Here is a 25,913-nt window from a genome sequence, read left to right on the forward strand (position 1 = left end):
CCCCCAGCGGATCGTCAGGTGTCCCGGGCGAAGGCCGCGAGCAGGGCGCGCACGTGCTCCTCCTCGGGAACGGACAGCTCGGCGAAGACCGCCAAGGCCGCCCGCCAGTCTTCCACGGCCCCCGGGATGTCCCCCGACACCTGCCGCACCAGGGCGCGCACGTGCCGGGCGCGGCCGCGGGCCAGGCGCTGGCCCGCCCGCTCGGTCACCGCGAGGCTCTGCTCGGCGAAGTCGGCGGCGGTCGTCGCCTCGCCCGCGTCCAGGAAGGCGTGGGCCAGCTCGGTCAGCGCGCGGCCCTCCAGCAGCCGCATGCCGGTGTCGCGCATCAGCGCCAGCGCCGCCATCCCGTGCCGGATCGCCGATTCCAGGTCGCCGGTGCGCCGGGCCAGCGCGCACAGGCCGGTCAGCACCGACGCCTCGCCGTAGCCGAAGCGGATCTCCCTGGCCAGCTCCAGCGCCGCCTGGTAGTGCTCGGCCGCGGCCGACCACTCGCCGGTGCGCTGCTGGACCGAGGCCAGCACGTCCAAAGCGGACACCTCGTGGCGGCGCTCGCCGAGCTGCCTGGCCAGGTCGAGGGCGGCGCGGACCCCGGCGGCGCTCTCGGCGAACTCGCCCGCGTCCAGAGCGGTCTCCGCCAGGCACACCAGCATCGCCACCTCGCCGTGGCGGTAGCCGTAGCGGCGGCACACCGCCAAGGCGCGCTGGTAGCACTCCGCGGCCCGGCGCAGGTCGCCCAACGCCCAGTAGGCCAGCCCCAAGCCCTGCGCCGCGGCGCCCTGGACCTGCCGGTGATCGATGCGCGTGGACAGCTCCAGCGCCTCGGTGTGCCGCTCGATCGCCATCTCCGGCTTGCCCAGCGACAGCGCCACCGCGCCGGTGTAGTGCAGCGCCGCGGCCTCGCCCCGGCGGTTGCCGATGGCGCGGTTGATGACCAGCGCCTCCTCGTAGAACGCCTCGGCCTGCGCGGGCTGGCCCAGCTGGGAGTAGGCCCGGCCGAGGTTGTGCAGCGCGGTTGCCTCGACCACCCGGTTGCCGGTGCCCCGGCTCAGCTCCAGCGCCCAGCGGTGGTGCTCGACGGCGGCGGCGTAGTCCGACAGGTTGCAGTGCACCAGGCCCAGCAGGTCGTGCACCGACGCCTCGGCGTCGACGTCGCCCGCGGCGCGGGCCGCGGTCAGCGCCGCCGTCGCCGCCATCACCGCGTCCGCGCCGCCGCCGCGGTTGACGAAGTAGCCGCGCAGCGCCTCGGCGAAGCGCCAGGCGTGCGCGGGCAGGCCCACCTCCGGCGCGGCGATCGTCGAGGCCACCAGGTTCGCGCGCTCCTCGTCCAGCCAGGCCACCGCGGCCGCCTCCGCGCCCGGCGGGGTCTGCGTCGGGGCCCCGATCTGCCAGAGCACCGCGCTGTGGGTGCGGATCGATTCGATGTAGTGGTCGAACAGCCTGCCGAGGGCGTTGACCCGGTCGGCCGCGGTGTCCTCGTGCTCGGCGCGGTTGCGGGCGTACTCGCGCAGCAGGTCGTGGAAGGCGTAGCGCCCGGGGCCGGACTCGCGGATCAGGTTGCCCTGCACCAGGACCGTCAGCAGCCGGGACGTCGCCGCGGGGGCCAGGCCCGCCAGCGCGGTCGTCGCCGCCAGGTCCACGTCCGCGCCGGGGACCAGGCCCAGCAGCCGGAACAGCCTGCGCGCGGAGGGCACCAGCTTGTCGTAGGACAGGTCGAACGCCGCGCGCACCGCGGCCGACTCGTCGCCGACGACGGCCAGCCCGCTGAGCCTGCCCCGGGCCCGCAGCTCGCGGGTGTGGTCGGCGACGCTGTCCCCGGGCCGCACGGCCAGGTTGGCCCCCGCGATGCGCAGCGCCAGCGGCAGGTGCCCGCAGGTGTCGGCCAGCTCGGCGGCCGCCTGCGCCTCCCGCCGCGCGCGGACCGCGCCCAGCAGCCCGCCGAGCAGGTCCACCGACTCCGCGGGGGCCAGCACGTCCAGCGGGATCGACTGCGCGCCGTCGCGCGCGGTCAGCCCGGTGAGCCGGTCGCGGCTGGTCACCACGACGAAGCAGCCCGCCGCGCCGGGCAGCAGCGGGCGCACCTGCTCGGCCGCGGCGGCGTTGTCCAGCAGGACGAGCACCCGCCTGCCCGCCAGCATCGTCCGGTACAGCCCGATCGCCTCGTCCACGTCGACCGGCACCCGCTCGGGCGGCACGCCCAGCGCGTGCAGGAACCGGACCAGCACCTCGTGGGTCGACGGCGGCCTGCGCGCGGCGTACCCGCGCAGGTCGACGCTGAGCTGCCCGTCCGGGAACCGCTCGCGCACCCGATGGGCCCAGTGCACGGCCAGCGCCGTCTTGCCGACGCCCGCCGCGCCGGAGACCACGGCCACCACCGCGGCGGGCTGGCGGTCCGGGGCGGGCAGCAGCTCGTCGAGCCGGGCCAGCGCCGCCGCCCGGCCGACGAAGCCGGGCGGGTCCGGCGGGAGCTGGGCCGGGGTGCGCTGCGGGGCGGGCTCGGCCTCGGTCGCGCGCAGCACGCCCAGGTGCGCGGCGCGGATCTCCGCGCCCGGCTCGACGCCCAGCTCCTCGCCGAGGCGGGCCCGGATGTCGGTGAACACCTGCAGCGCGGCGGCCTGCTCGCCGGTGCCAGCCAGGGCCAGGATCAGTCGGGCGTGCAGGCCCTCGTGCAGCGGCTCCTCGTGGGCCAGCGGCTGCAGCCGCTCCACGGCCAGCGCGGGCTGGCCCAGGGCCATCGCCAGGTCGGCGTGGGCCAGCGCGGCCTGCCGCCTGCGCGCGGTCAGCGCGACCGCGGTCGGGTGCTCGCGCAGCCTGCTGCCCAGGTCGACGAGCGCGGGGCCGCGCCAGCAGGCGAGCGCGCGGTCGTAGAGGTCCAGCGCGGCGGGCGCGTCGGTGTGCGCGCGGGCCTCGGCGCGGGTCACCAGGTCCTCGAACACCAGCGCGTCGACCTGCTCGACCCGCACGCCCAGCTGGTAGCCGCCGGGCACCGAGGCGATGGTGGTGCGGTTGCGCCTGCTCACCGCGCCCAGCGCCCGCCGCAGCCGGGAGATGTAGGTGTGCACCAGGCCCAGGCAGGTGTCGGGGGGCCGCTCGCCCCACAGCACGTCGATGATCTCCTCGCGGCGCACCGGCTGGTTGGCCCGTACCGCCAGAAGGGCCAGCAGGGTCCGCTGCTTGTGCGCGCCGACCTCGACCGGACGGCCGCCGTGTGCGACGCTGAACGGGCCGAGCACGCCCAGCGCCAGCCGGGCGGGGTGCGGCGGCGCGGCCTCGCCGCCGCGCCGGGTCAGCTCGTCGGGGGCCACCCCGACGGCGGCGGCCAGCTTGCGGACCGAGTCCGGCCGGGGGTGGCCGACGGACCCGCGCTCGATGTAGCGCAGGGCCCGGACGCTGATCCCGGAGCGCTCGGCGAGCTGCTGCTGGGTCAGCCGGGCCCGCAGCCGGTGCGCCCGCAGGGCCTCGCCGAACGACGCGGCGCCCGGCCCTGTCATGGCCCCACCCCACTTCTTGCCGCCCGACCGGAAGGAAGAGTTGCCGGTCACCCCATCCTAGGGCATGTGATTCTGCCATTGCCGCAGGTCGGGAGCGCACCGCTAAACGTGTGCACGGGGTGTAGCCAGTACAGGTCCGCTGCCGGCGCCGCCCCGTAGCCTAGGTGCGCGGGCGGCGTCCTGGGGGTGCGCCGCCCGCGTTCGTCTTCACCGGGCTGGTCGATCCACTAGCCTCGCTGCTGTGGGGGGAGCCACCGTGCAGGCGCGCGCGTCCGGGGGACGCGCGCCGTGGCGGGTGCGCGTCGGCTGGCTGCTGCTGGTCGTGCTGGCCGCGGGCGGCTACGCCGTGGTGGCCTCGCGCGGACCGCGCCCGCCCGAGCAGGTCGCCCCCAACCCGGTCACCGCCGCGCTGGACGCCCTGCTCGACCCGCGCCCGGACACCGACCCCACCCGGCTGCTGCCGCCGGACTTCGCCGCCGTCACCGGGGTCGAGTACGCGCTGCGCCGCGCCCCCGACGGCACCATGCGCGCAGTGAACGTCCACGGCGGCTGCTCAGCCCCCTGGGGCGACACGGCCACCCGGTGGGACTACTCCGTGGGCTGCATGGCCCACGACCTGGGCTACGACCTGCTCCGCTACGCCGACGCCACCGGGCTGCCGGTCGACGGCGGGCGCAGGCGGGCCCTCGACGACCGGCTCTCGGCCGACATGCACGCCCAGTGCGAGATCAACCCGCGCGACTCCGCGGGGCTGTGCCGGATGGTGGCCTCGCTGTTCTCCGCCGGGCTGGTCGTCAACTCCTGGCACCAGAGCTGGGGCCCGCCCGCGGCCGAGCCGGTCGGGGTGTGGGCCGTCGTGCTGGTGATGGTGGTGGTGCTGCTGGCCGCGCGGCTGCCCGCCTTCCGCGGCGGGTCGCGCCCGCTGCCCCGGCCGCCGCCGCGGGCCACCGCCGCCGACCGCGCCGGGTACCTCTCGCTCGTCGGGGTCTTCGCCCTGGGCGCGGTCGTGCTGGCCGAGACCGCGCTGGCCTTCGCCCCGCTCATGGCGGTGCCCGCGGCCGGGCTGTGGCCGCTGACCTGGGCGCTGCAGCTGGTCCCGCTGTTCTTCTTCGCCTGCGGCCACGCCAGCCTGCAAGCCTGGCGGGCGGGCCGCGGCTACGGCGCCTACCTGGCCGACCGGCTCTGCTGGCTGATCCGGCCCGTGCTCGCGCTGGTCACCGCCTGGCTGGCGGTGCCGCTGTCGCTGGAGCTGTTCGCCGCCCCCGCCGAGGTCGCCACCGCCTTCGGCAGGCTCGTGGTGCAGCCGCTGTGGCTGCTCGGGCTGACCCTGCTGGTGGTGGCCGCCGCGCCCCTGCTGGGCCTGCTGCACCGGGTGGCCGGGCTCGGCGCGTCCGGGCTGTGGCTGGCCGTCGTGCTGGCGCTGGAGTGGGCCGGACCCGGGACCGCCTTCGACTACGGCGCGGGCATCGCGCTGGCGCTGCTGTTCGCCCAGCTCGCGCACGACCACGCGGCCGGGTCGCTGCCCACGGTCGGACCGGGGCGCACGGGCCTGGGGCGCCGGGGCCTGGCGGCCGTCGGGCTGGCCGCGGTCGGCGTGCTCGTGCTGGCGACCGCGCTGGGCTGGATCGATCCGCTGCTGATCGCCGAGCCCGCGGGCACCCCCAGCTTCGTGCCCTCGGCCGCCGGGGTGCTGCTGCTGGGCCTCGCCCAGGTCGCGGTCGTCGCGCTGCCCCGCGACCCGCGGCCCGCGCCGGTGCTCGCCACGGCGGTGCGGGTCGTGCGGACCGCGCCGATGACGGTCTACCTGGCGTACCTGTGCGTGGCGCTGCTGGTCGTGGGGCTGGTCAGCGCGGTGGCCGCGCGGCCGGAGTTCCCCGTCGGCTGGCTGGCCCGGCCGACGACCCTGCTGGCCATCGGCCTGGTCGCCGGGCCCGCGCTGGTCGGGTTCCTGCTGTTCGAGTCGCGGGCGGGCGCCGACGTCGGCTTCGCGGGCAGGCTCTCCCGGTGGGACGGGGTCGCGGCGGGGCTCGGGGTTGTCTACGCCGCGCTCGGGGTACTCGGATTCGCCGCGGGGCCGGGGGCCGCGGTGCTGGGCCTGCCGCTGGACCCGATGGCGGGGATCATCCACCTGCTGCTGGGGTGGCACCTGCTGCACGCGGTCCGGGTGGGCGCCAGCGCGCTGCCGGGCCCGTGGCTGCTGGCGGCCCTGGCCTGCGGACCCGCGGTGCTGGCCAAGCCGAGCGTCGCCGGGCTGGTCGTGCACGGGGCGACGGTGGCCCTGGCCTGCGCGGGGGCGCTGGTCTGTGGCGCTCGTCGCAGCGGGCAGGTGGTCGATCCCGAGGAGTCGATCGTGTGCCAGGCTAGCGGGCAACCCGGGCGGGTTTGAGAACGTCTTCTGCGTCAACACAGGTCAGGGAGGGATTGCGTGGAGCACCAGCGGCCGAGGTCTGGCAGTCGCGCGGGCGCGCGCCGCCCGGTCCCGCCGCCCGAGCGCCCCCGCGACCAGGCGCGCCGGGACCTGCCCGAGCGCCGCCGCGGCGACCTCCCGCCGCACCGCGCCGCGGCCGACCCGGCCCACGACCTGCCCAGCCGCCGCCGCGACCCCGCAGGCCGCGACACCCCCGGCCGCGACGCAGGCGACCGCAGGCGCGGCGCGGCCGCCGGGCAGCGGCGCGGCGACCCCGGGTCGGGCGCCCCGCCGCGCAGACCCCGCCTGGCCGACCTGCGCACCGAGCGCCTCGCCCCGCGCCGCCCCGCCCCCCGTCCCGCGCCCGCCCCGGCGCGCAGACCCGGGCTGATCGCGGGCAAGGTCGCCGCGGGCGCGCTCTCGGTCGTGGTGCTGGCCGCGACCGGCTACTACTGGAAGGTCGCGGGGAACTTCTCCGACGGGCTGTCCACCACCGACGTCATCGCGGGCGGCCCCACCGAGCGGCCCGCCGACGGGGCCATCGACATCCTCATGGTCGGCATGGACAGCCGCACCGACGCCCAGGGCAACCCGCTGTCGGAGGAGCAGCTGCGCATGCTCAGCGCGGGGGTGTCCGACGGCGAGCAGAACACCGACACCATCATCATGATCCGCATCCCGAACGACGGGAAGCAGGCGTTCGGGATCTCCATCCCCCGCGACTCCTACGTCGACATCCCCGGCTACGGCATGCACAAGGTGAACTCCGCCTACGCCAGGGCCAAGGTCCAGTCGCGCAAGGACCAGCAGGCCCAGGGGGTCGCCGACGAGCGGGAGCTGGAGCGGGTGGGCAGGCGCGAGGGGGCCAAGAACCTCATCGCCACCGTCGAGCAGCTGACCGGCGCGACGATCGACCACTACGCCGAGGTCAACCTCCTCGGGTTCTACGACATCACCAACGCCGTCGGCGGCATCGAGGTCTGCCTGAAGAACCCGGTGCGCGACCGCTACTCCGGGGCGAACTTCCCGGCGGGGGTGCAGACGCTCAAGGGCGTGCAGGCGCTGGCGTTCGTCCGGCAGCGGCACGGCCTGCCCAACGGCGACATCGACCGCATCGTGCGCCAGCAGACCTTCATGACCGGGATGGCGCGCAAGGTGTTCTCCCAGGACATGATCGTGCCGGGGTCGGAGAAGCTGGCGAAGCTGCAGGAGGCCATCAAGAAGTCGGTGGTGCTGGACGAGGGCTGGAACGTCATCCAGTTCGCCCAGCAGATGGTGGGCTTCACCGGCGGGAACGTGGAGTTCCTGACCATCCCGCACGGCCGCATCGACCTGCCCACCCCCTACGACGGCTCGGCGGTGGAGATCGACCCCGACCAGGTGCGGTCCTTTGTGGACGCCCTGCTGCGCGGCGGCGCGACCGAGGCGTCCGAGGCCGCCAAGCCCAAGCCCACGGTGACGGTCTTCAACGCCACCGAACGCCGCGGCCTGGCCGGTGAGGTGACCGCGAAGCTGGAGTCGGCGGGCTACCCGACCGGCGAGCCGGGCAACTCGGCAGGCCGCCCGACGACCGTCATCCGCCACGCGGGCGGCGACGAGGCGGCCGCGCGCGGGGTGGCGGGCGCGCTGGGCGGGGAGTACCAGGTCGAGGCGGACGCCAACCTGCCGTCCGGGCAGGTGGAGGTCTACCTCGGCGCGGACTACAGCGAGGGCCAGTCGCTGGCCGCCGGTCCGCTGCTGTCGCTCAACGGCGCCCGGCAGGGCCCGCCCTGCGTGAACTGACCCGGGCAGAAAGCAGCGCGGGCCACCCCCCGTCCGGGGTGGCCCGCGCCCCGGGTGCGGATCAGAACTGGAGCGCCCAGCTGTCGATCCGGCCCGTGTCGTTGCGCGCCACGTCGCGGACGCTGAGCTTCCAGGTCCCGTTGGCCACCTCGCTGGAGGCGTCTACGGTGTAGGTCGCGATGACGTTGTCGGCCGCGTCGGAGCTGGAGGAGTTCTTCAGCCGGTACGCCGTGCCGTCCGGGGCGATCAGGTCGATCACCAGGTCACCGCGGTAGGTGTGCAGGATGCTGACCGACACCGACAGGTCGGGCGGGGCGTTGCCGCTGACGCCGCTGACGGTGATCGGGCTCTCGACCGTCGCCAGGTCCGCGATCGCCACGTCCGTGCCGTTCTCGAAGCGCGGGTCGGGGTCGGGGCCGCCGCCGCCCTCGCCCGCCAGCGTCCAGATGGAGTGCGCGAGCGCGTCGGTGTTGCGGTCCAGGGCGGTCGCGTTGACGTTGGTGGTGCGGTCGCACGAGCGGTGGTAGCAGGGGTCGAACGCCTGGCCTGCCGTGCCGCCCCACTTCTGGGCCTGGGCGCTGCTCTTGATGCCCTCGGCCCCGGTGAAGGTGCCGCCGACGGGGATGCCCGCGCGGGCGAAGGCGGCGTGGTCGGAGCGCCCGCCGACGCTGGTCAGCTCGGTCTGCACGCCGATGGAGCTGAAGTACCCCTGGAGCACCTGCTGCAGCTCCAGCGACCCCGCGGGCTGGCCGGAGGCGCTGTAGACGAAGTAGCCGGGGTTCGGCGAGCCGATCATGTCGAAGTTGAGGTAGGCGTCGATCTGCGCCTTCTCCGCCGAGCTGAGGCTGTTGACGTAGTTGGTCGAGCCGACCAGGCCCAGCTCCTCGGCGCCCCACCAGCCGAACCGGATGTGCTTCTGCGGGGCGAGGTCCGCAGCGCCGATGGCCAGCGCGACCTCCAGCAGCCCGGCCGACCCGGTGCCGTTGTCGTTGATGCCGGGGCCCGCGGTCACCGAGTCCAGGTGCGCGCCGGCCATGATGATCGCGTTCGGGTCGCCGCCGGGCCAGTCGGCGATGAGGTTGTAGCCCGTGGTGCCGTTGTAGGTGAACGACTTGACCGATGTCGTCCACCCGGCGGCGTCGAGCTTGCCTTTGACGTAGTTCACCGAGGCCTGGTAGCCGGGTCTGCCGTGCGCCCGGTTGCCGCCGTTGTTGGTGGCGATCGTCTGGAGCTGGTTGAGGTGCGCCTGCACGTTGGCGACCGGGATGTTCGGCGCGGGTTGGACCGCGGTCGCCGCCGGGGTGGCCAGGAGCGCGCCGGTCAGCGCCACCCCGGCCGCGACGGGCAGGAGGGAGAAGCGGGACATGGTTGCTGCCTCCAGCAGGGGTTGGGGACAACCGTGCTGGATGGTCGCGTACCGGCCCGTTCCCTCAATAGGGGTCGAATGTGGGGTGAAATTGCCATATACGCATGAGTGAACGGGCGCCCTCAGGCCGCGACGGCCAGGGCGGGGGCGCGTGCGGGGGCGGGCTGGTGCACCCGGAGCAGTTGGGCGAGGATCGCCAGCTGGAGCAGGAACATCATGCGCTGGAACAGCCCCCGCATCTCCTGCAGCTCGGTGGGGACCAACCCGAAGTGGCTCACCAGGAACACCAGCAGCAGGACCGCGGTCCCGGCCGCGCTGCGCACCAGCCACCGCCGCGCCGAGGAGGGCGCCAGTCGCAGGGCGACCAACAGGGCGGCGATGGGCACGCAGACGAACGCCACCCCCGCGGCGTAGCGGTGGATCTCGGCGGAGGCGGTCAGCGGTCCGCTCTCGTTCGTCGGGAACACCGCGACGAGCAAGCACGACAGCGCCGCGAGGCCAAGCGAGGTGCGCAGCAGCGGGTGGGGGCGCACCACCGAGAGCAACCCGACGGCGGCCATCGCCATCGCCAGCACGCTAGCGCCGAACATCCACCCGTAGCCGTCGACGAAGACCAGCGTCGACAACGTGGAGTCGACCGGATTGATCTGTCCACTCCCGACTACATGCACCCCCACCATGAACACCGCCGACAGCGCCAAGCCGACGAATCCCAGTGCCAGTCCCCGTGTGCGCGCGGTGTCCGCCGCGGCGAGTTCCCCATGAATGCTCACCTGCCCAACGGTGGTCGAATCGGACAGCCGATCACATCCGGAACACTCCCGAGTTCGCCCGGGGGCTGTCCCTACCCCGGCCCTGAGGCCCGCAGGCGTGCCTGCTTCGGATGTCGGTGGGGTGGCGCATACTCCGCGGCATGGATCTCGCTATCGCGCGGTGGCGGCTGCGCAACCAGCACCTCGTCGCACCGCACGCCGCGTCGGCCTGCGCGGTGCTGGAGACGCTGCTGGCCGTGCAGGCGGAGAACCCGAGCCAGTCCGCGTGGGCGGTGGCGGCCAGGACCGCCGCGCCGGACCCGGGTCCGCTGGCCGGGCTGCTGGACTCCGGGGCCGTGCTGCGCACCCACGTCCTGCGGCCCACCTGGCACTACGTCGCCCGCGCCGACATCGACTGGCTGCTGGCGCTGACCGCCCCGCGCGTGCTCAAGTCCGTCGACCTCCAGCTGCGGGAGAGCGCCGGGCTGTCCACCCGGGACGTCGACCGGCTCGGGTCCGCCGTCGTGGACCTGCTCGCCAGCACGCCGAACCGGACCCGGGACGAGATCGCCGCGGCCCTGCGCGAGCACGCCCCGGTCGACGGGCGGGCGGTCATGGCGCTGATGGCGCACCTGGAGCTGCGCCGCCTGGTGATCAGCGGCAGCCCGCGCGACGGCGAGCACACCTACGCGACCTACGCCGACCGCGTCGGCGCGCGGGAGGTCGACCGGGCCGACGCGCTGGCCCGGCTGGCCCTGCGCTACTTCACCGGCCACGGCCCGGCCACGGTGAAGGACCTCGCCTACTGGGCGACGCTGACGCTCACCGACGTGCGCGCCGGGCTCGACGCCGTGCGCGACCAGCTCGACTCCTTCGAGCACGGCGGCCGCACCTACTGGCACGCGCCCGGGGAGCCCCCGGACCGCGCGGGCGAGCCGGGCGCGCACCTGCTCCAGCTCCTCGACGAGACCTACCGCGGCTACCAGGACTCCCGGTGGGTGCTCGACGCCGCCGGGGTCGTGCCGCGGGGGCGGGAGGCGGCCATCGGCATGGCGCTGGTGGACGCGCAGCTCGTCGCCGGGATGAAGCGCACGGTCACCGCGACCCAGGTGGTGTTCGAGCTGACCCCGCACCGCGCGCTGTCCGGGGCGGAGCGGCAGGCGCTGGCCGAGGCGGCCGACCGGTACGGCGCCTTCCTCGACCGCCCCGCGGTCCTCCGCGTCGCGGGCTAGGGCTCGCGGGAGGCCAGGTACTCCGCCCACACCTTCTTCGGCACCGCCATCCGCCACGAGTCGATGACGAGCTCCTCCAGCTCGGCGTGGTCGATGGCGGCCATCCGCACGCGCATCCAGTTGTAGCGCATGTCCGAGGGGATGGGCAGGAAGAACTTCGCCGGCTCGGCCTCGATCAGCGCGGCGCGCTCCTCCTTGGGGTAGCCGAAGCCGAGCACCGTCTCATCCGGCGACAGCGACAGGAACACGATCCGCCCCACCCGGAACTTGACCCGGTCGCGGACCAGCGCCTCGTAGGCGCGGGGGAGGGACAGGGCGATGGCGCGCACGTCGTCGGCGGTGACCACGGGTGCTCCCTTCAGCTCGCGGCCGTGATGGTGACGTAGAGGTATTCGTCCAGCACCTTGGCCAGCGACACGGGCCGGGCCAGCTGGGCGCAGAGCGCGGCCTCGCCCACGGCGGCCTCGGCCAGCACGGCGTTGGCCCACGTGCGGCCCATCCGCTGGTGCGCGGCGAAGGCGTCGCCGTCGCGCGCCCCGTGCAGGCGGGTGGCGATGGCCGCGTCCCACGGCATGATCGTCTTGGGGCGCAGGGCGTACAGCGCCTTCGACGCGGCGGTCGCGCCCAGGCTCCTGCGGGCGGACACCGCGACGGCCGCCAGGTCGGCGTAGGCGCGGCCGAGGTCGTCGATGGCGCCGTCGGGCAGGGCCGACAGCGGTCCGTCGGGCAGCCGCGCGCCCCAGGAGCCCCACCAGGCGGCGAGATCGGCGTCGAAGGGGTCGCCGTCGCCGGGGTAGCGGATGCGGCAGCCCCAGGAGTTGAGGAACCGCAGCAGCAGCGCCCGGTGCTCGGCCGTGGCGAGGTCGAGGGAGGTCCCGGCCAGCCGCAGCCAGGACCGGTCGACGCCGGGGTAGCCGTTGAAGATCGCCGACGTCCGGTGCAGTGCCGGGAGATCGGGTGGACTGGGGAGCACAAGCGAACAGTAGTGGGAGCATTCAGTTACAAGACCGGCCATTGACCGGCACTTTTCTAGTCCGATCGAGTGACAGTGCCTACCGTTCGGACCATTCGCCTTATTGCGTTTGGTCACTTTCGGCGAGCTACCCCGCGTTCCTATGGTGAGCGTGGTCCATGGGGGTTGAGTGCTTTGCCATCAGGGGAGACGTCGCATGGGCAGACCCGAGCGGCCGCTGGACGGCACCAGCGGCCCGATCGTCGCTTTCGCGCAAGACCTGCGCGCACTGCGGAACCAGGCGGGCAATCCGAGCTACCGCGAGCTGGCGCGGACCGCGCTGTTCGCGCCCTCGGTGCTCTCCAGCGCGGCCAGCGGGCACAAGCTGCCCACGCTGGCCGTCACCCTCGCCTTCGTCGCCGCCTGCGGGGGCGACCGCGCCCGCTGGGAGCGGCGCTGGCGGGAGGTCGCCGAGGACGTGGGAGCAGCCGTGGACATCCGCGAGGACGCCGAACCAGCCGGCCCGGCCCGGCCCGCGCAGCTGCCGATGGGGCCTGCGGTGTTCCTCGGCCGCGGCCAAGCGCTGGCCGCCGCGGGCAAGCTGCTCGGCGAGGGCCGCACGCCGCTGGTGGTGACCGGCCCGGTCGGCGTCGGCAAGACCGCCTTCGCGCTGCGTCTGGCCGACGACCTCGCGGCCGCCTTCCCCGACGGCCAGCTCTACGCCGACCTCGGCCAGGACGGCCCGGACGCGCCGGAGGTGATCGTCGGCGACTTCCTGCGCGTGCTCGGCGTCCCCGCGGCCCAGGTGCCCGACGACGCCACCCAGCGGCTGGGCCTGTACCGGTCGCTGCTGGCCCAGCGCAAGCTGTTCGTGCTGCTGGACAACGCCCGCGACGAGCGCCAGGTGCGCCCGCTGCTGGCCCGCTCGGCGCGCAGCCAGGTCGTGGTGACCAGCCGGGCGCGGCTGCTCGGCCTCGACGGCGCCCGCCGGGTCGAGCTGGACGCCTTCGCCCGCGCCGAATCGGTGGCGCTGATCGGCAGGCTCGCCGGGGCCGAGCGCGTGCAGGCCGAGTACGAGGCCACCGAGGCGATCGCCGAGCTGTGCGGCGGCCTGCCGCTGGCGGTCAACATCGCCGGGCGGATGATCGCCGCGCGTCCGGAGTGGTCGATCGCCCACACCGCCGAGCTGCTGGCCGACCACGACCGGCTGATGGACACCCTGGAGGTCGGCGACGTCAGCGTGCGCGACCACCTCGCCTCCGCGCTGCGCCAGCTGTCCCCGGCGGGCAGGCAGGCGCTGTTCCTGGTCGCCCGCGGCGGTGCGGGGTGGACGACCGCGATCGCCTTGGCGGCGGCCATGACCGTGTGCCTGCGCGACGCCGACGACCTGCTGGAGTCCTTGGTCGACGCGGGGCTGCTGACCCGCGGCGGCGTCGCCAGCCGCTACCGGGTGGCCACGCTGGTCGCCGTCTTTGCCGCCGACGCCGAGCGCGACGCGGGCCAGCGCGCGCCGCTGCTGGTGGAGCGGCGCGCCCGCAGGGGTTTCGACTGGCGTTGATTGTTCGCCTGCGCCGGTCCTTCCGGTCAACCCAGCGGGCGGCTTGACTGTCCTCCGGCAGGCGGGGCCACCCCCGCCACCGCGGACAGGGAGGCTGATCATGCTGTGCCGCAACGGTTACGGCGTGCGCCCGGGGGGCGCGCCATGCGGGTGGTGATGGTCGGCGGCGGGGTCATCTCACTGCTGACCGCGATGGACTGCGCAACGGCCGGGCACGACGTCGTCGTGGTCGACCAGGGCGACATCCCGTTCAGCGGGGCCACTTCCTTCGACCGCAACCGCGTCATCCGCGCGCACCACCAGGGCGACCCGCAGGCCTGCGCCGCCGCGCTGCGCGCCCACCACCGGTGGATCGAGCTGGAAACCCGGCTGTCCACCCGCATCTACGAGCGGATCGGCTCGCTCACCGTCGGCGCGGGCGACCCGCTGCCCGGCGCGCGGGTGGTCGGCCCGGCCGAGCTGGCGGGCTACCCGGTCGCCTTCCCGCGTGGCGCGAGCGCGCTGCACGAGTCGCACGCGGGGATCCTGCTCGCCGACCGCGTCCTCGCGGCCTGCGCGGGCTGGCTGCGCTGGCACCCGCGGGCCCGGCTGGTACCGCACCGGCCGGTCGTCGGCGTCGACGCCGACCGCGCCGCGGTGCGCTTCGCCGACGGCGGCGAGCTGGTCGCCGACGCGGTGCTGGTGGCCGTCGGGCCGTGGTCGCGCGACCTGCTCGACCCGGCCCTGGCCGGGGAACTGGTGCTGCACCGGCAGAGCATGATCTATTGCGACGTCCCCGACCCGGGCGCGTGGGCGGGCGTGCCGCCCATCCGCTCGCTCGGGCCGACCGGCGGCGCGTGGCTGGTGCCCCCGGTCGCGGGCGCGCCGCTCAAGCTCAGCGCGGCCAGCGCCTGCCGGGTGGTCGAGGAGGTCGGCGACACCACGACCCCGCCGCACTGGCGCGACCACCTCATCGACGTGTTCGCCGAGCTGGTCCCCGGCCTGCGCCGGGACCAGGTCGTGGACGCGCGCGACTGCCACTACCTGGCCCGCGGGGCCACGATGGGCGCGATGGTCGCCGCCATCGGCGACCGGGTGGTCTCGCACGCGGCCTGCGGCGGCACGTCCTTCAAGTTCGCCCCGCTCATCGCCCGTTCCCTCGCCCAGCGCCTGACCGGAGCCGACCCGGAGCCCACCGGGATCGGCCCGCTGGACGCCGTGGTCCGCCCCGCACTGACCCGAGGTGCCCCATGAAGCTGCTCGCCCTGGAAGCCCGCCAGAACGGCCACTACTACCAGAGCCGCTACCAGCAGATCGCCGACGCCGGAGCGCAGCTCCACGTGCTCAACGGCGTCGGCACCGACGACCTGTGGCCCGCCGAGCGCTACCGCCGCGCGCACAGCACCCACATCGAGGACCTGATCGCCCACGCCAAGGCGTGGCACGCCGAGGAGGACTTCGACGGCGTGCTGACCTTCTCCGAGTCCGGCGTGGTCGCCGCCGCTGCGGTCGCCGCCGCGCTCGGCCTGCCCAGCATCGGCGTCGAGGCCGCGGTGACCAGCCGCAACAAGCTCATCATGCGCCAGGCCCACGAGCGCGGCGGCGCGGCGCACCCGGCCTTCGCCTTCGCCCCCGACCTCGACGCCGCGCTGGCCGCGGCCGAGGAGTTCGGCTACCCGGTCATCCTCAAGCCGACCCTGGGCGCGGCCAGCAACTTCGTCTTCCGCGTCGACGACGCCGACCAGCTGCGCGAGCGCTACGCCCAGGCCAGCGCGGGCATCGATGAGATGTCCTGGTACGCGATGGAGGCGGGCGGGATCGATCTCGGCCCGCACGGGCTGCTGGTCGAGTCGTTCCTCGACGGCCACGAGCACCTGATCGAGGCGCTGGTCTGGGACGGCGAGGTCTACCTGGGCTCCATCGTGGACCGGGTCACCATCGAAGGCGACACCTTCGACGACGACGTGCACCACGCGCCCACCGCGCTCACCCCCGAGCAGGTGGCCGACGTGCACGACCTGGTCGCCGCCGGGGTGCGCGCCCAGGGGTTGGCCAACAGCGCGCTGCACGCGGAGGTGCGCTTCCACCAGGGGCGCCCGCACCTGCTGGAGATCGCGGTGCGCCCCGGCGGCGGCGGGCTGGACCACATGGCCCGCATCTCCGCGGGCTACGACCCGATCCGCGCGGTGATGGACGTCGCCCGCGGCGTGCGGCCGGACGTGCGCCACTACACCCCGACCGACGTGCACACCTTCGCCATGTGCCTGATCTGCGACAGCGGCACGGTCGAGGAGATCGCCGTGCCCGCGGAGGTGTCCGACGCCGACGCGCTGTTCTACCTCAAGATCTCGGCCCGGCCCGGCGACCTGATCCGCAGGCCCCCGCACGGCAACAGCATCCTCGGCGGCATCGGCGCCACCGGGACCTCCCTCGCCGACGCCATGCGCGCCGCCACCGACCTGGCGGGGCGCATCCGAGTCCACCTGTCCTGATCGGACCGAACTGGAGGCAAGCGTGGCCCGAACCGCGACACCCCGGCACTACCTGATGGTCAGACCGACCCACTTCGACGTCGAGTACTCGATCAACCCGTGGATGGACCCGGGCAAGCCGACCTTCGCCCAGCTCGCCATCACCCAGTGGGAGTGGCTGCGCGACCTGTTCGGCGAGCTGGGGCACCGGGTCGAGGTGCTCGACCCGCGGCCGGGCCTGCCGGACATGGTGTTCGCGGCCAACGGCGCGACCGTCATCGACGGGCGCGTGCTGGTCGCCCGGTTCCGGCACACCCAGCGCTCGGCCGAGGCCGGGGCCTACCTGGCGTGGTTCAAGGCGCGCGGGTACGGCAGCGTCCGGCAGGCGCAGTGGGTCAACGAGGGCGAGGGCGACTACCTCGTCGCCGGGCGGCGGCTGCTGGCGGGCACGGGCTTCCGCACCAGCACCCGCGCCCACGCCGAGGCCGCGGACTACTTCGGCCTGCCGGTGGTGGGCCTGACCCTGGTCGACCCGCGGTACTACCACCTCGACACCGCGCTGGCCGTGCTCGACGACGAGACCGTGATGTACCACCCGCCCGCCTTCGCCGAGGAGAGCCGCCGGGCGCTGGAGCGGCTCTACCCCGACGCCATCCTCGCCTCGGCCGACGACGCCGCGGCCTTCGGGCTCAACGCGGTCTCCGACGGCCGCCACGTGGTGCTGCCGCAGGCCGCCACCGGCCTGGTCGCCCAACTGCGCGAGCGCGGCTTCGAGCCGATCCCCGCCGACCTGTCCGAGCTGCTCAAGGCGGGCGGCAGCGTCAAGTGCTGCACCCTGGAACTGCGGGCATGACGGCACGCGCGTCGCTGCCCGGCGCCCACCGGCCCGCCCGGCCGCCGTGGGCCAGGCCCGGCAGGCGGCTCGGCCTGGGGGCCGCGCTGGTGGCCGCGCCCGCCGCGCTGGCCGTGGTCGCGCTCGGCCTCGGCCCGGACGGGCACGGGTCGGTGGCCGCGCCCGCGCCCAGCGCGCTGGACCCCTACCCGCGGCTGCTGCTGGCCCTGCCGGTGATCCTGGCCGCCTGCTTCCTCACCGGCGCGCTGTTCCGGCGGATCGGGCAGCCCGCGGTGATCGGCGAGATCGTCGCCGGGGTGCTGCTGGGCCCGTCGCTGCTCGGCGCGGTGTGGCCCGCCGCGTTCGCCTGGCTGTTCCCGGCGCCGGTGGTCGGCACGATCAACGCCATCGCCCAGCTCGGCCTGGTGTTCTTCATGTTCCTCGTGGGCGCGGAGTTCACCCCGGGGGCGCTGCGCGGGCGCGGCTTCACCGCCACGATGGTGGTGCAGGTCAACCTGGCCGTGCCGATCCTCACCGGCGTCCTGCTCGCCTTCTGGCTCTACCCCGACCACGGCGGCGGCGTGGGCTTCGTCGGCTTCGCCCTGTTCCTCGGGGTGGCGATGAGCGCGACGGCGTTCCCCGTGCTGGCCCGCGTGCTCAGCGAGCGGGGCATCGCCGACAGCCCGCTGGGCGCGCTCGCGCTGGCCTGCGCCGCCGTCGGCGACGTCGTCGTGTGGTGCCTGCTGGCGCTGGTCGTGGCGGTCAGCGGCGGCGGGACGCCCGGCGGGGTGCTCTGGACCGCCGCGCTCACCGCCGCCTTCGCCGCCGCGCTGCTGGCCCTGCGGCCCGCGCTGGCCCGGCTGTTCGCCGCGGTGTCGGAGGCGGCCGTGCTGCCGATCCTGCTGGGCGGGCTGATGCTGTGCGCGCTGGCCACCGACCGCATCGGCGTGCACCCGATCTTCGGCGCGTTCCTGTTCGGCGTGGTCGTGCCGCGCGTGCCCGCCACCGCGCGGGCCGCGGCGAAGATGGAGAGCATCACGGTGACGCTGCTGCTCCCGCTGTTCTTCGTCCACACCGGACTCCAGACGACCTTCGGACTGCTCGGCTCCGCAGCCCTGTGGGGGGTGTGCGCCGCCGTCACCGCGGTGGCCGTGGTGGCCAAGTGGGGCGGCACGACCGCGACCGCCCGGCTGACCGGCCTGGGCTGGCGCGAGTCGCTGTCCCTGGGCGCGCTGATGAACTGCCGCGGCCTGACCGAGCTCGTCGTGCTGACCATCGGGCTGAAGATGGGCGTGATCAGCCCGACCGTCTTCGCCATGCTGGTGATCATGACCCTGGTCTCCACCATCGCCACCGCGCCCGCGCTCACCGCGATCGACCGTTTCCCCGCCAGAATCCGAGGTAGGACCCGATGACCACCACCCTCGCCCCCGCGACCTTCGCCGAGATCACCCTGCCCGACCCCGCCCGCGACGCCATCGGCGCCGAGCTGCTGCCGCTGGCCGACCCGGTGCTCGACATCGACCGCGCGCTGGCCCGCCTGCACGCCGTCTTCGCCCGGCTGCCGCTGGGCGCGCTGCAGGCGGTGCTGGACTTCGGCAGGCACGTCGACACCCCCGGCGTCGCGCTGGTGCGCAACCTGCCGGTCGACCCGGAGCTGCCCGCCACCCCCGTCGACGGCAACCCGAGCCCGGACAAGCGCACCTTCGTCGCCGAGGGCGTGCTGCTGGGCCTGAGCCAGCTCCTCGGCGAGCCGGTCGGCTTCACCACCGAGAAGGCGGGCAGGCTCGTGCACGACGTGGTGCCGGTGCACGCTGGCGCGGTCACCCAGACCAACCAGAGCTCCGGGGTGTTCCTCAACTTCCACAACGACATCGTCCACGACGAGGTGGGCCGCTACGACGTGTCCAACCCGGACTTCCTGGTGCTGCACTGCCTGCGCCAGGACCGGGCCAAGGAGGCGATCACCTACTACGCCGACGCCCGCGACATCGCCCGCGCGCTGGCCCCCGAGGTGCTGGCCACCCTGCGCTCGCCGCTGTTCCGGCTGAACGCCCCCGGCAGCTACATCCGCGAGTTCGCGGGCGGGGCCGAGGTGCTGTCCGACCCGGTGCCGGTGATCTCCGGGCCGGACGCGACGCCGGAGATCGCCGTGTCCGCCAACGGCGTGCGCGGGCTGACCCGGGCCGCCGCGGAGGCGCTGGAGGCGCTGCAGCTGGCCTGCCGCGAGGTCGCCCACCAGGTCGCGCTGGAGCCGGGCACGGCGCTGCTGATCAACAACCGCAAGGGCCTGCACGCGCGCTCGCGGTTCCAGGCCCGCCACGACGGCCAGGACCGCTGGTTGCAGCGCACCTACCTGCGCCGCAGCCTGTGGGCGATCCGCTACCGGGGCGTGCCGGGTGAGCGCCGCGTCCACTGAGTCGACCGGCCGCTACGAGCTGGGCGAGGGCGCCCGCTGGGTGGACGGCGAGCTGCACTGGGTGGACATCCTGACCGGGCGACTGCTGGTGCGCCGGGGCGGGGCGGACGTGGTCCTCGCGGCGCTGGACGTGCCGCTGGGCGCGGTCGCCCCGCTCGGCGGCGGCCGGTGGCTGGCCGCGGCGGGCACCGGGATCGCCGTGCTGGAGCCGGATTCGGGGCTGACCTGGCTGGCCAAGCCCGCCGACACCGGCGTCCGGCAGCGGATGAACGACGCGGCCGTCGACCCCGCGGGCCGCTTCATCGCCGGGAGCATGGCCTACGCCGCCGAGGAGCAACCCGGCGCGGGCAAGCTGCACGCGGTCGATCCCGACGGCACCGTCCGCACGATCGTGGAGGGCCTGGCCATTCCGAACGGGCCGGTGTTCTCCCCGGACGGCACGGTCATGTACCTGGCCGACAGCTCCCGCAACCGCATCGACGCCTACCCCTACGACGCCGCCTCCGGCACCGTCGGCGAGCCCGCGCCGTTCGCCGAGGTCGACGGCCACTGGCCCGACGGCATGGCGGTGGAGGCCGACGGCACGGTCTGGAGCGCGATCTGGGGCGGGGGAGCGGTCCACCGCTACCGCCCTGACGGCACGCTCATCGAGGCGATCCCGGTCCCGGTGACGAGGCCGACGAGCGTCTGCTTCGCGGGCGCCGAACTGTCCACTGTGTACATCACCAGCGCCAGGATGTGGCTGGACCGGCCGGGTCCGGCCGATGGCGCGGTGCTGCGGCTGCCGCGCGCCGCGCGCGGGACGGCGCTGCCCGCCGCCCGGCTCGACCGTTGATTGTTCTGCCCGCGCAGGGCTTCCGGTCAACCGCGGCGGCCGTTGTCATTGGGCGCAACGAGATGGGGAGAAGATGAGCCAACCAGAAGGCACGCAGGACGTCGTCCTGGTGATCGGCTGCGGGATGCGCCCCTACCGGGAGTACCTGCTCGCCTCGGCCGCGGCCCGGCACCCGCTCTGGATGTTCACCGCCGAGGAGCCGACCTGGCAGTCCGACTACCTCGCAGGCGCGACCGTGGTGGACCTGATGGACCGCGACGCGGTCCTGCTGGCCGCCCGCGAGCTGGCCGCCGCCACCCGGGTGCGCGGGGTCCTGTCCTGGGACGAGGCGCTGATCGTCACCACCGCCCACGTCGCCGCCGACCTCGGCCTGCCCGGCGCGGGGACCGGCGCGATCGAGGGCTGCCGGGACAAGTTCCGCAGCCGCGAGGTGCTCACCGCCGCGGGCGTCGACCAGCCGCGGTTCCGGTTCACCAGGACCGCGGCGGAGGCGGTCGCCGCGGCCGAGGCGATCGGCTACCCGGTGGTCGTCAAGCCGCGGGGGCTGGGCGCCAGCATCGGCGTCGTCCTGGCCCACGACGCCGACGCCGTGGCGGCGGCCTTCCACGCCGCCGAGGAGGCCAGCGGCATCGGGGCGCCCGCCTACCGGGGCGGGGCGCTGGTCGAGGAGTACCTGACCGGCCCGGAGATCAGCGTCGACGGCGCGGTCGTCGACGGCGACTACACCCCGCTGTTCGTCGCCCGCAAGACGATCGGCATGCACCCCTACTTCGAGGAGCTGGGGCACGTCGTCAGCGCAGGCGACGAGTTGCTCGACGACCCCGGTCTGCGCGCCACGCTCGCCGCGGCGCACCGGGCGATCGGCTTCGAGCACGGCGTCACCCACACCGAGCTGAAGCTCACCCCGCGCGGGCCGGTCATCGTGGAGATCAACGGCCGCCTCGGCGGCGACCTGATCCCGCTGCTGGCCCGGCACGCCACCGGTGTGGAGCCCGGCGCGGTCGCCGTGGACGTCGCCTTGGGGGCGTCCCCGCAGGCGCCCGCCGGGCGCGAGCCGCGCAGCGTCGGGGTCCGCTTCGCCTACCCGGGCGCCGACTGCGTCGTCGCGCGGGTCGAGGTGCCGCGGGAGCACGTCATCGCCGCCGCCGCGCTGGCCGAGCCCGGCGCCGAGCTGAAGCTGCCGCCCGCGGCCTTCATCTCCCGCCACGCCTACGTCATCTGCGCGGCCGCCGACCCCGACGAGTGCGCGGCACTGCTGGACAAGGCGCTGTCCGAAGTCCACCTGAGCACGGCATGAACGGAGCGAACATGGATGTTGAGCTGCTGGCCGTCGGGGCCGGTCCGTCGAACCTGGCCCTGGCGATCGCGCTGGAGGAGCTGGCCCCCGACATCGCCGGGCAGACCCTCGTCGTCGAGCGCGACGAGGACATCTCGTGGCAGCGCGGCATGCTGCTGCCCGAGGCCCTGTCGCAGGTCTCCTTCCTCAAGGACCTGGTCACCCTGCGCAACCCGCGCAGCAAGTTCTCCTTCCTGAACTACCTGCACGCCACCGGCAGGCTGGACGAGTTCATCAACATGGGCAGCTTCGTGCCCTACCGGCTGGAGCTGTCCGGCTACCTGCGCTGGGTGGCCGAGTCGCTGTCCCTCGTGGACATCCGCACCAAGACCGAGTGCCTGCACGTCACCCCGATCCGGCTGGGCGAGGAGATCACCGGGTGGGCGACCCACCTGGCCGACGGCAGCGTCGTCACCAGCCGCTACCTGGTCGTCGGCGCGGGCCGCGACGCGCGCATCCCCGAGCAGTTCGCCGCGCTCCCGCGCGAGCGGGTCATCCACAGCACCGAGTACCTGACCCGGGTCGCCGGGCTGCGCAAGGACCTGCCCTACCGGGTCGTGGTGGTCGGGGCCGGGCAGAGCGCCGCCGAGCTGTTCTCCGCGGTGCAGAACGACCTGCCGGAGTGCCGCCCGACGATGGTCATGCGCTCCATCGGGCTCAACTGCTACGAGACCAGCAAGTTCAACAACGAGCTGTTCTTCGGCTCGTTCGTCGACACCTTCTACGCCTCCCGCCCGGAGGCGCGCCAGCAGATGCTCGCCGAGATGCGGCACACCAACTACGCGGGCCTGGCCTCCGGGACGATGGAGGCGCTGTACCGGCAGATCTACCTCGACCGGCTCTCCGGCCGCTCCCGGCTGCGGGTCATCCCCATGCACGACATCACCGCCGCCCGCGAGGAGGGCGACGAGGTGGCCATCGAGCTGACCGACTGGCGCACCGGGGCCACGCAGGAGCTGCGGACCGACCTGGTGCTGCTGGGCACCGGGTTCTCCCCGGAGATGCCCAGGATGGTCCGCCACATCGCCGACGCCGCGGGCGTCGCCGACATCCGGGTCACCCGCGACTACCGGCTGGTCCTCGACCGGCCCGGCCCCGCGGCCTGCTACCTGCAGGGCGTCAACGAGGCCACGCACGGCATCGCCGACTCGCTGCTGAGCGTGCTCGCGCCCCGCGCCAACGACATCGTCCAGGACATCCTCACCCACCGCGGCGCCCGCCGCGCCCCGCTCCCGGTCGCGGCCGCGGGCTGATCGAGAAAGGCGAGCCATGGAAATCCGACCCCTGCTGCGCGAGCAGATGAACCGGGAGAACGGCGCGGACGCCCAGCGGCTGGTGCCCTGGCCCGCGCTCAACGCCCCCTTCGAGGGCGCGTGGTGCGTGGTGCAGCCCGGCGACGCGACCGGCATGCACGCCCACCACGAGTACGAGATCTTCATCGCGCTCTCCGGCGAGGCCGAGCTGGACTCCGAGGGCGAGCGCCGCCCGTTCCGCGCGGGCGACATCGTGCACTTCCCGCCGAACACCGCCCACCGCGTGGTCAACGACGGCGCCGAGCCGTTCCAGATGTACTGCGTGTGGTGGGACGCGGAGATGTCCGAGCGCTTCGTCGCCCGCGACGGGGCCGCGTCGTGAGCCGCCCGGTCCTGGTCATCGGCGGCCCGCCGACCACCAACGGCGACATGCACATCGGCCACGTCGCCGGGCCGTACGTCGCCGCCGACGTCTACACCCGCTTCCTGCGGACCAGCGGCCGGGAGGTGCTCTTCGCCTCCGGCGGCGACGACAGCCAGACCTACGTCTACACCACCGCGGCCCGCCAGGGCGTGGAGCCGCAAGCGCTTGCCGACCGGTGCTGGGGGCTCATCAAGGGCACGTGGGACGCCATGGGCATCGACGTCGACGGGTTCGCGCCCACCGACGGCGGCTACCGCCGCAACGTCTACGACTACGTCCAGCGCCTCTACGACCTGGGCAAGTTCCGCCTGCGCACGGTCCGCCTGCCCTACAGCGAGGCCAAGGGCGTGTTCCTGGTGGAGGGCCTGGTCGGCGGGGACTGCCCGACCTGCCTGGCCGACAGCCGCGGCGGCATCTGCGAGGCGTGCGGGCACCCGGTCGACTTCGACGCGCTCATCGACCCGTACTCCATCCTGGACCCGGACGACCCGGTGTCCTACCGGGAGGCCGAGATCCTGGTCTTCCCGCTGGAGGAGTACCGCGAGCGGCTGCTGGCCTACCACGAGGCGCGCGCCGACCGCTGGCGCCCGCGCGCGGTGCAGTTCATCCGCGATCTGCTGTCGCGGCCGCTGCCGGACTTCCCGATCACCTACCCGGTCGCCTGGGGCATGCCCGCCCCCTTCGCCGAGACGCCCGGGCAGACGCTCAACGCCTGGCTCGAAGGCATGCCCGCCTCGATGTACTGCCACTACTTCGCCCGCACCGAGCAGGGCCAGCAGCCCCCGTCGCTGGACCACGTGTGGCGCGCGGAGCAGGACGGCGAGCTGGTGTTCTTCGTCGGCTTCGACAACCTCTACATCTGGGCGGCGGTGCACATCGCCGAGCTGATCGCCCACGAGGGCCGCTACATCCTGCCCGACACCATCCTGTGCAACGAGTTCTACGAGCTGGAGAACGAGAAGTTCTCCACCAGCAAGGGGCACGTGGTGTGGGCGCGCGACCTCGTCGCCGAGGTGCCCCGCGACCTCGTCCGCTTCTACCTCAACCTGACCGCGCCCGAGCACGCCCGCACCAACTTCAGCCGGGCGGCGCTGGACAAGGTCGTCGGCGAGCGCCTGGTCGGGCCGTGGAACGAGCTGGCGACGAACCTGGCCAAGCTCGTGGCCGACGCGGGCGCGGCCGAGCTGGCCGTCTCCGCCGACGCCCCCGCCCGCGCCGCCGCGATCGGCGACCGCTTCCGGCTGTGCTTCGAGCTGAGCAGCTTCGGCCTCAACCGGGCCGCCGACCTCGTCGTCCAGCACGTCGAGCGGCTGCGCGCCCACAGCGCCCGCGCCCTCGACGGCGCGGACATCCCCCTGGGCGACCTGTTCCTGCAACTGCGGGCGCTCGTCGGCGGCTTCGCCCCCATCCTCATCGACCTGGCCGCCCGCACCGGCGCCGCCGGGGGCTTCACCCCCACCCTCGACCCCGCCACCCACGACGTCACCACGACGACGGCCTTCCCCGTCCCCGCCCTGGACACCCGCGTCCAGCCGACCGCCGAGGTCTGATCCATGTCCGCTGACATCGCGCTGCGCGCGTCCAAGCGCGCCGAGCGCCTGCTCGTCCCGGCGGGGTTCATCACCACCGCGGGGAACGCCTTCCAGATCACCGCCGCGGCGATCCTGGTCTTCCGCGCCGAGGAGACCACGCTCTCGGTCGGGTGGCTGTTCATCGCCGTGTCCATCCCGCAGGTCGCGCTCGCCGTGCTCTTCGGCAAGCTCGCCGACCGGCTCGACCGGCGCATCCTGTGCGTCGCCGCCGACCTGGTGGGCGCGGTGACCGCCGTCGCCCTGCCCGCGTGGCTGTGGTTCGGCGGCGCGGCCAACCTGGGCACCTACGCGGCCAACTTCCTGCTCGCCTGCACCGCCGCGCTGTTCATGCCCGCCAGCAACGCGCTGGTCAAGGAGCGCATCCTCACCGAGCGGCTGGGCAAGTACCACGCCCGCTTCGAGATGGCGACCAACACCGGCATGCTGCTCGCCTCGTCGCTGGCGGGCTTCCTGGTCACCTGGTTCGGCGCGACCCCGCTGTTCGTGGTCAACTCGCTGACCTTCATCGCCTCGGCCGCGCTGATCTGGGCCATCGGGGCCAAGCCGCACACCCCCGCCGCGGCCGTGGCCGACGACGCCGACGCGCCCGGCCGCGCGGCCCCGGCCCGCCCGCCGGTGCGCCGCCTGGCGCTGCTGTTCACCACCGGCAACATCAACCTGATGGTCAGCAACACCATCCTCACCACGCTGATCCTCCAGACCTTCCAGCAGGGCGCCTGGATGATCGGCGTCGTCGACGCGCTCGCAGGCGCGGGCTTCATCGTCGGCGCGGCCTGCTACGGCTGGGTCAGCACCCGGATCAAGGGCCTGCGCCTAGCGCTGCTGGGCACCCTCGGCTGCATGGCGATGGTCGCCCTCGAACCGCTGCACCACGTGGTGCTGATGGTGGTCATCCCGTTCGCCGCGTTCTCCTTCGCCCAGGGCCGCATCGCCGCCCGCACGCTGCTGATGCAGTCCAGCCCGGAGGACCGGGTGGGCCGGATCTTCGGCTTCGCCCAGGCGATGGGCCTGGCGATGGGCGTGGCCGCGACGGTCGGGCTGTCCGCGCTGGCCGACGCGACCAGCGTCCCGGTGGCCTTCTGGGGGCTCGCGCTGCTCATCAGCGGCATCGCGGTCAGCACCTACCTCAGCCTGGTCAAGCCGCTGAAGGCGATGGCGGCGCCCGCCCCGGAACCGGAACCGGAGCCGGAAGCCGAGCCGACCCCAGCCCCCGCCCCCGCGTGAGAAAGGGCCCA

The 25,913-nt window shown here is 74.4% G+C and carries 20 protein-coding genes; 15 read left to right on the top strand and 5 right to left on the bottom strand.

Annotated features, from left to right (window positions below):
• Nucleotides 1–14: 14 nt before the first annotated feature.
• Complete coding sequence (locus ACWEPX_RS20050; RefSeq protein ID WP_451898702.1) at nucleotides 15–3,488, bottom strand: tetratricopeptide repeat protein; 3,474 nt, start codon at nucleotides 3,486–3,488, stop codon at nucleotides 15–17.
• Nucleotides 3,489–3,729: 241 nt separating this feature from the next.
• Between ACWEPX_RS20050 and ACWEPX_RS20055 the strand changes: the two genes are divergently transcribed.
• Together ACWEPX_RS20055 and ACWEPX_RS20060 are read left to right on the top strand one after the other, a co-directional pair.
• A complete protein-coding gene (locus tag ACWEPX_RS20055) occupies nucleotides 3,730–5,874 on the top strand; it encodes a phospholipase (RefSeq protein ID WP_451898703.1) in 2,145 nt (714 codons plus the stop codon).
• Nucleotides 5,875–5,913: 39 nt separating this feature from the next.
• Nucleotides 5,914–7,677 (top strand): LCP family protein, encoded by a 1,764-nt coding sequence (locus tag ACWEPX_RS20060; RefSeq protein ID WP_451898704.1) that lies wholly within the window; start codon nucleotides 5,914–5,916, stop codon nucleotides 7,675–7,677.
• A gap of 61 nt (nucleotides 7,678–7,738) precedes the next feature.
• Here the strand turns inward: ACWEPX_RS20060 and ACWEPX_RS20065 are convergent, their stop codons facing one another.
• Together ACWEPX_RS20065 and ACWEPX_RS20070 are read right to left on the bottom strand one after the other, a co-directional pair.
• Nucleotides 7,739–9,043 (bottom strand): M28 family metallopeptidase, encoded by a 1,305-nt coding sequence (locus ACWEPX_RS20065; RefSeq protein ID WP_451898705.1) that lies wholly within the window; start codon nucleotides 9,041–9,043, stop codon nucleotides 7,739–7,741.
• A 122-nt stretch (nucleotides 9,044–9,165) separates the two neighbouring features.
• Nucleotides 9,166–9,816 (bottom strand): DUF998 domain-containing protein, encoded by a 651-nt coding sequence (locus ACWEPX_RS20070; protein WP_451898706.1) that lies wholly within the window; start codon nucleotides 9,814–9,816, stop codon nucleotides 9,166–9,168.
• 140 nt (nucleotides 9,817–9,956) lie between these two features.
• Here ACWEPX_RS20070 and ACWEPX_RS20075 point away from each other — a divergent pair, with 140 nt between their 5' ends.
• Nucleotides 9,957–11,027: a winged helix DNA-binding domain-containing protein gene (locus ACWEPX_RS20075; protein WP_451898707.1), complete on the top strand. Its 1,071-nt coding sequence runs from the start codon at nucleotides 9,957–9,959 to the stop codon at nucleotides 11,025–11,027.
• Here the strand turns inward: ACWEPX_RS20075 and ACWEPX_RS20080 are convergent.
• Together ACWEPX_RS20080 and ACWEPX_RS20085 are read right to left on the bottom strand one after the other, a co-directional pair.
• Entirely contained in the window at nucleotides 11,024–11,374 is a 351-nt protein-coding gene (locus ACWEPX_RS20080) for an MmcQ/YjbR family DNA-binding protein (RefSeq protein WP_451898708.1), read from the bottom strand. The two genes, ACWEPX_RS20075 and ACWEPX_RS20080, sit on opposite strands and share 4 nt — an antisense overlap.
• An 11-nt stretch (nucleotides 11,375–11,385) precedes the next feature.
• Nucleotides 11,386–12,000, bottom strand: coding sequence for a hypothetical protein (locus ACWEPX_RS20085; protein ID WP_451898709.1), 615 nt, complete (start codon nucleotides 11,998–12,000; stop codon nucleotides 11,386–11,388).
• 196 nt (nucleotides 12,001–12,196) lie between these two features.
• On the opposite strand from ACWEPX_RS20085, the gene ACWEPX_RS20090 reads away from it, so the two are divergent.
• The 12 genes from ACWEPX_RS20090 to ACWEPX_RS20145 all read left to right on the top strand — a co-directional run bounded on the left by ACWEPX_RS20090 (nucleotide 12,197) and on the right by ACWEPX_RS20145 (nucleotide 25,902).
• Nucleotides 12,197–13,537, top strand: a complete 1,341-nt coding sequence (locus ACWEPX_RS20090; RefSeq protein WP_451898710.1) for an NB-ARC domain-containing protein — start codon at nucleotides 12,197–12,199, stop codon at nucleotides 13,535–13,537.
• 144 nt (nucleotides 13,538–13,681) lie between these two features.
• Complete coding sequence (locus ACWEPX_RS20095; RefSeq protein WP_451898711.1) at nucleotides 13,682–14,770, top strand: NAD(P)/FAD-dependent oxidoreductase; 1,089 nt, start codon at nucleotides 13,682–13,684, stop codon at nucleotides 14,768–14,770.
• Nucleotides 14,767–16,008: an ATP-grasp domain-containing protein gene (locus ACWEPX_RS20100; RefSeq protein WP_451898712.1), complete on the top strand. Its 1,242-nt coding sequence runs from the start codon at nucleotides 14,767–14,769 to the stop codon at nucleotides 16,006–16,008. The genes ACWEPX_RS20095 and ACWEPX_RS20100 overlap by 4 nt, the downstream gene beginning before the upstream one ends.
• A gap of 22 nt (nucleotides 16,009–16,030) precedes the next feature.
• Nucleotides 16,031–16,840, top strand: coding sequence for a dimethylargininase (gene ddaH, locus ACWEPX_RS20105; protein WP_451898713.1), 810 nt, complete (start codon nucleotides 16,031–16,033; stop codon nucleotides 16,838–16,840).
• Nucleotides 16,837–18,234 carry a cation:proton antiporter gene (locus ACWEPX_RS20110; protein ID WP_451898714.1) on the top strand — a complete coding sequence of 466 codons (1,398 nt, stop codon included), beginning with the start codon at nucleotides 16,837–16,839 and terminating at the stop codon, nucleotides 18,232–18,234. The genes ddaH and ACWEPX_RS20110 overlap by 4 nt, the downstream gene beginning before the upstream one ends.
• Nucleotides 18,231–19,238 carry a TauD/TfdA family dioxygenase gene (locus ACWEPX_RS20115; RefSeq protein ID WP_451898715.1) on the top strand — a complete coding sequence of 336 codons (1,008 nt, stop codon included), beginning with the start codon at nucleotides 18,231–18,233 and terminating at the stop codon, nucleotides 19,236–19,238. The genes ACWEPX_RS20110 and ACWEPX_RS20115 overlap by 4 nt, the downstream gene beginning before the upstream one ends.
• Complete coding sequence (locus ACWEPX_RS20120) at nucleotides 19,219–20,073, top strand: SMP-30/gluconolactonase/LRE family protein (RefSeq protein WP_451898716.1); 855 nt, start codon at nucleotides 19,219–19,221, stop codon at nucleotides 20,071–20,073. Before ACWEPX_RS20115 ends, ACWEPX_RS20120 begins: the two co-directional genes overlap by 20 nt.
• Nucleotides 20,074–20,146: 73 nt before the next feature.
• Nucleotides 20,147–21,370: an ATP-grasp domain-containing protein gene (locus ACWEPX_RS20125; RefSeq protein WP_451898717.1), complete on the top strand. Its 1,224-nt coding sequence runs from the start codon at nucleotides 20,147–20,149 to the stop codon at nucleotides 21,368–21,370.
• 11 nt (nucleotides 21,371–21,381) lie between these two features.
• Nucleotides 21,382–22,662: a SidA/IucD/PvdA family monooxygenase gene (locus ACWEPX_RS20130; protein ID WP_451898718.1), complete on the top strand. Its 1,281-nt coding sequence runs from the start codon at nucleotides 21,382–21,384 to the stop codon at nucleotides 22,660–22,662.
• Between the two features lie 16 nt (nucleotides 22,663–22,678).
• Nucleotides 22,679–23,044 (top strand): cupin domain-containing protein, encoded by a 366-nt coding sequence (locus tag ACWEPX_RS20135; RefSeq protein WP_451898719.1) that lies wholly within the window; start codon nucleotides 22,679–22,681, stop codon nucleotides 23,042–23,044.
• Nucleotides 23,041–24,636, top strand: coding sequence for a class I tRNA ligase family protein (locus ACWEPX_RS20140; RefSeq protein ID WP_451898720.1), 1,596 nt, complete (start codon nucleotides 23,041–23,043; stop codon nucleotides 24,634–24,636). Before ACWEPX_RS20135 ends, ACWEPX_RS20140 begins: the two co-directional genes overlap by 4 nt.
• Before the next feature lie 3 nt (nucleotides 24,637–24,639).
• Nucleotides 24,640–25,902, top strand: a complete 1,263-nt coding sequence (locus tag ACWEPX_RS20145) for an MFS transporter (RefSeq protein ID WP_451898721.1) — start codon at nucleotides 24,640–24,642, stop codon at nucleotides 25,900–25,902.
• Nucleotides 25,903–25,913: the final 11 nt, after the last annotated feature.

Source organism: Actinokineospora sp. NPDC004072 (genome assembly GCF_053604195.1).

What these genes read in the sequence shown, in the direction of transcription:
- ACWEPX_RS20050 (WP_451898702.1), bottom strand. Translation starts at nt 3,488, where the DNA reads ATGACAGGGCCGGGCGCCGCGTCGTTCGGCGAGGCCCTGCGGGCGCAC.
- ACWEPX_RS20090 (WP_451898710.1), top strand. Translation starts at nt 12,197, where the DNA reads ATGGGCAGACCCGAGCGGCCGCTGGACGGCACCAGCGGCCCGATCGTC.
- ACWEPX_RS20065 (WP_451898705.1), bottom strand. Translation starts at nt 9,043, where the DNA reads ATGTCCCGCTTCTCCCTCCTGCCCGTCGCGGCCGGGGTGGCGCTGACC.
- ACWEPX_RS20100 (WP_451898712.1), top strand. Translation starts at nt 14,767, where the DNA reads ATGAAGCTGCTCGCCCTGGAAGCCCGCCAGAACGGCCACTACTACCAG.
- ACWEPX_RS20095 (WP_451898711.1), top strand. Translation starts at nt 13,682, where the DNA reads ATGCGGGTGGTGATGGTCGGCGGCGGGGTCATCTCACTGCTGACCGCG.
- ACWEPX_RS20145 (WP_451898721.1), top strand. Translation starts at nt 24,640, where the DNA reads ATGTCCGCTGACATCGCGCTGCGCGCGTCCAAGCGCGCCGAGCGCCTG.
- ACWEPX_RS20135 (WP_451898719.1), top strand. Translation starts at nt 22,679, where the DNA reads ATGGAAATCCGACCCCTGCTGCGCGAGCAGATGAACCGGGAGAACGGC.
- ACWEPX_RS20130 (WP_451898718.1), top strand. Translation starts at nt 21,382, where the DNA reads ATGGATGTTGAGCTGCTGGCCGTCGGGGCCGGTCCGTCGAACCTGGCC.
- ACWEPX_RS20115 (WP_451898715.1), top strand. Translation starts at nt 18,231, where the DNA reads ATGACCACCACCCTCGCCCCCGCGACCTTCGCCGAGATCACCCTGCCC.
- ACWEPX_RS20075 (WP_451898707.1), top strand. Translation starts at nt 9,957, where the DNA reads ATGGATCTCGCTATCGCGCGGTGGCGGCTGCGCAACCAGCACCTCGTC.
- ACWEPX_RS20125 (WP_451898717.1), top strand. Translation starts at nt 20,147, where the DNA reads ATGAGCCAACCAGAAGGCACGCAGGACGTCGTCCTGGTGATCGGCTGC.
- ACWEPX_RS20110 (WP_451898714.1), top strand. Translation starts at nt 16,837, where the DNA reads ATGACGGCACGCGCGTCGCTGCCCGGCGCCCACCGGCCCGCCCGGCCG.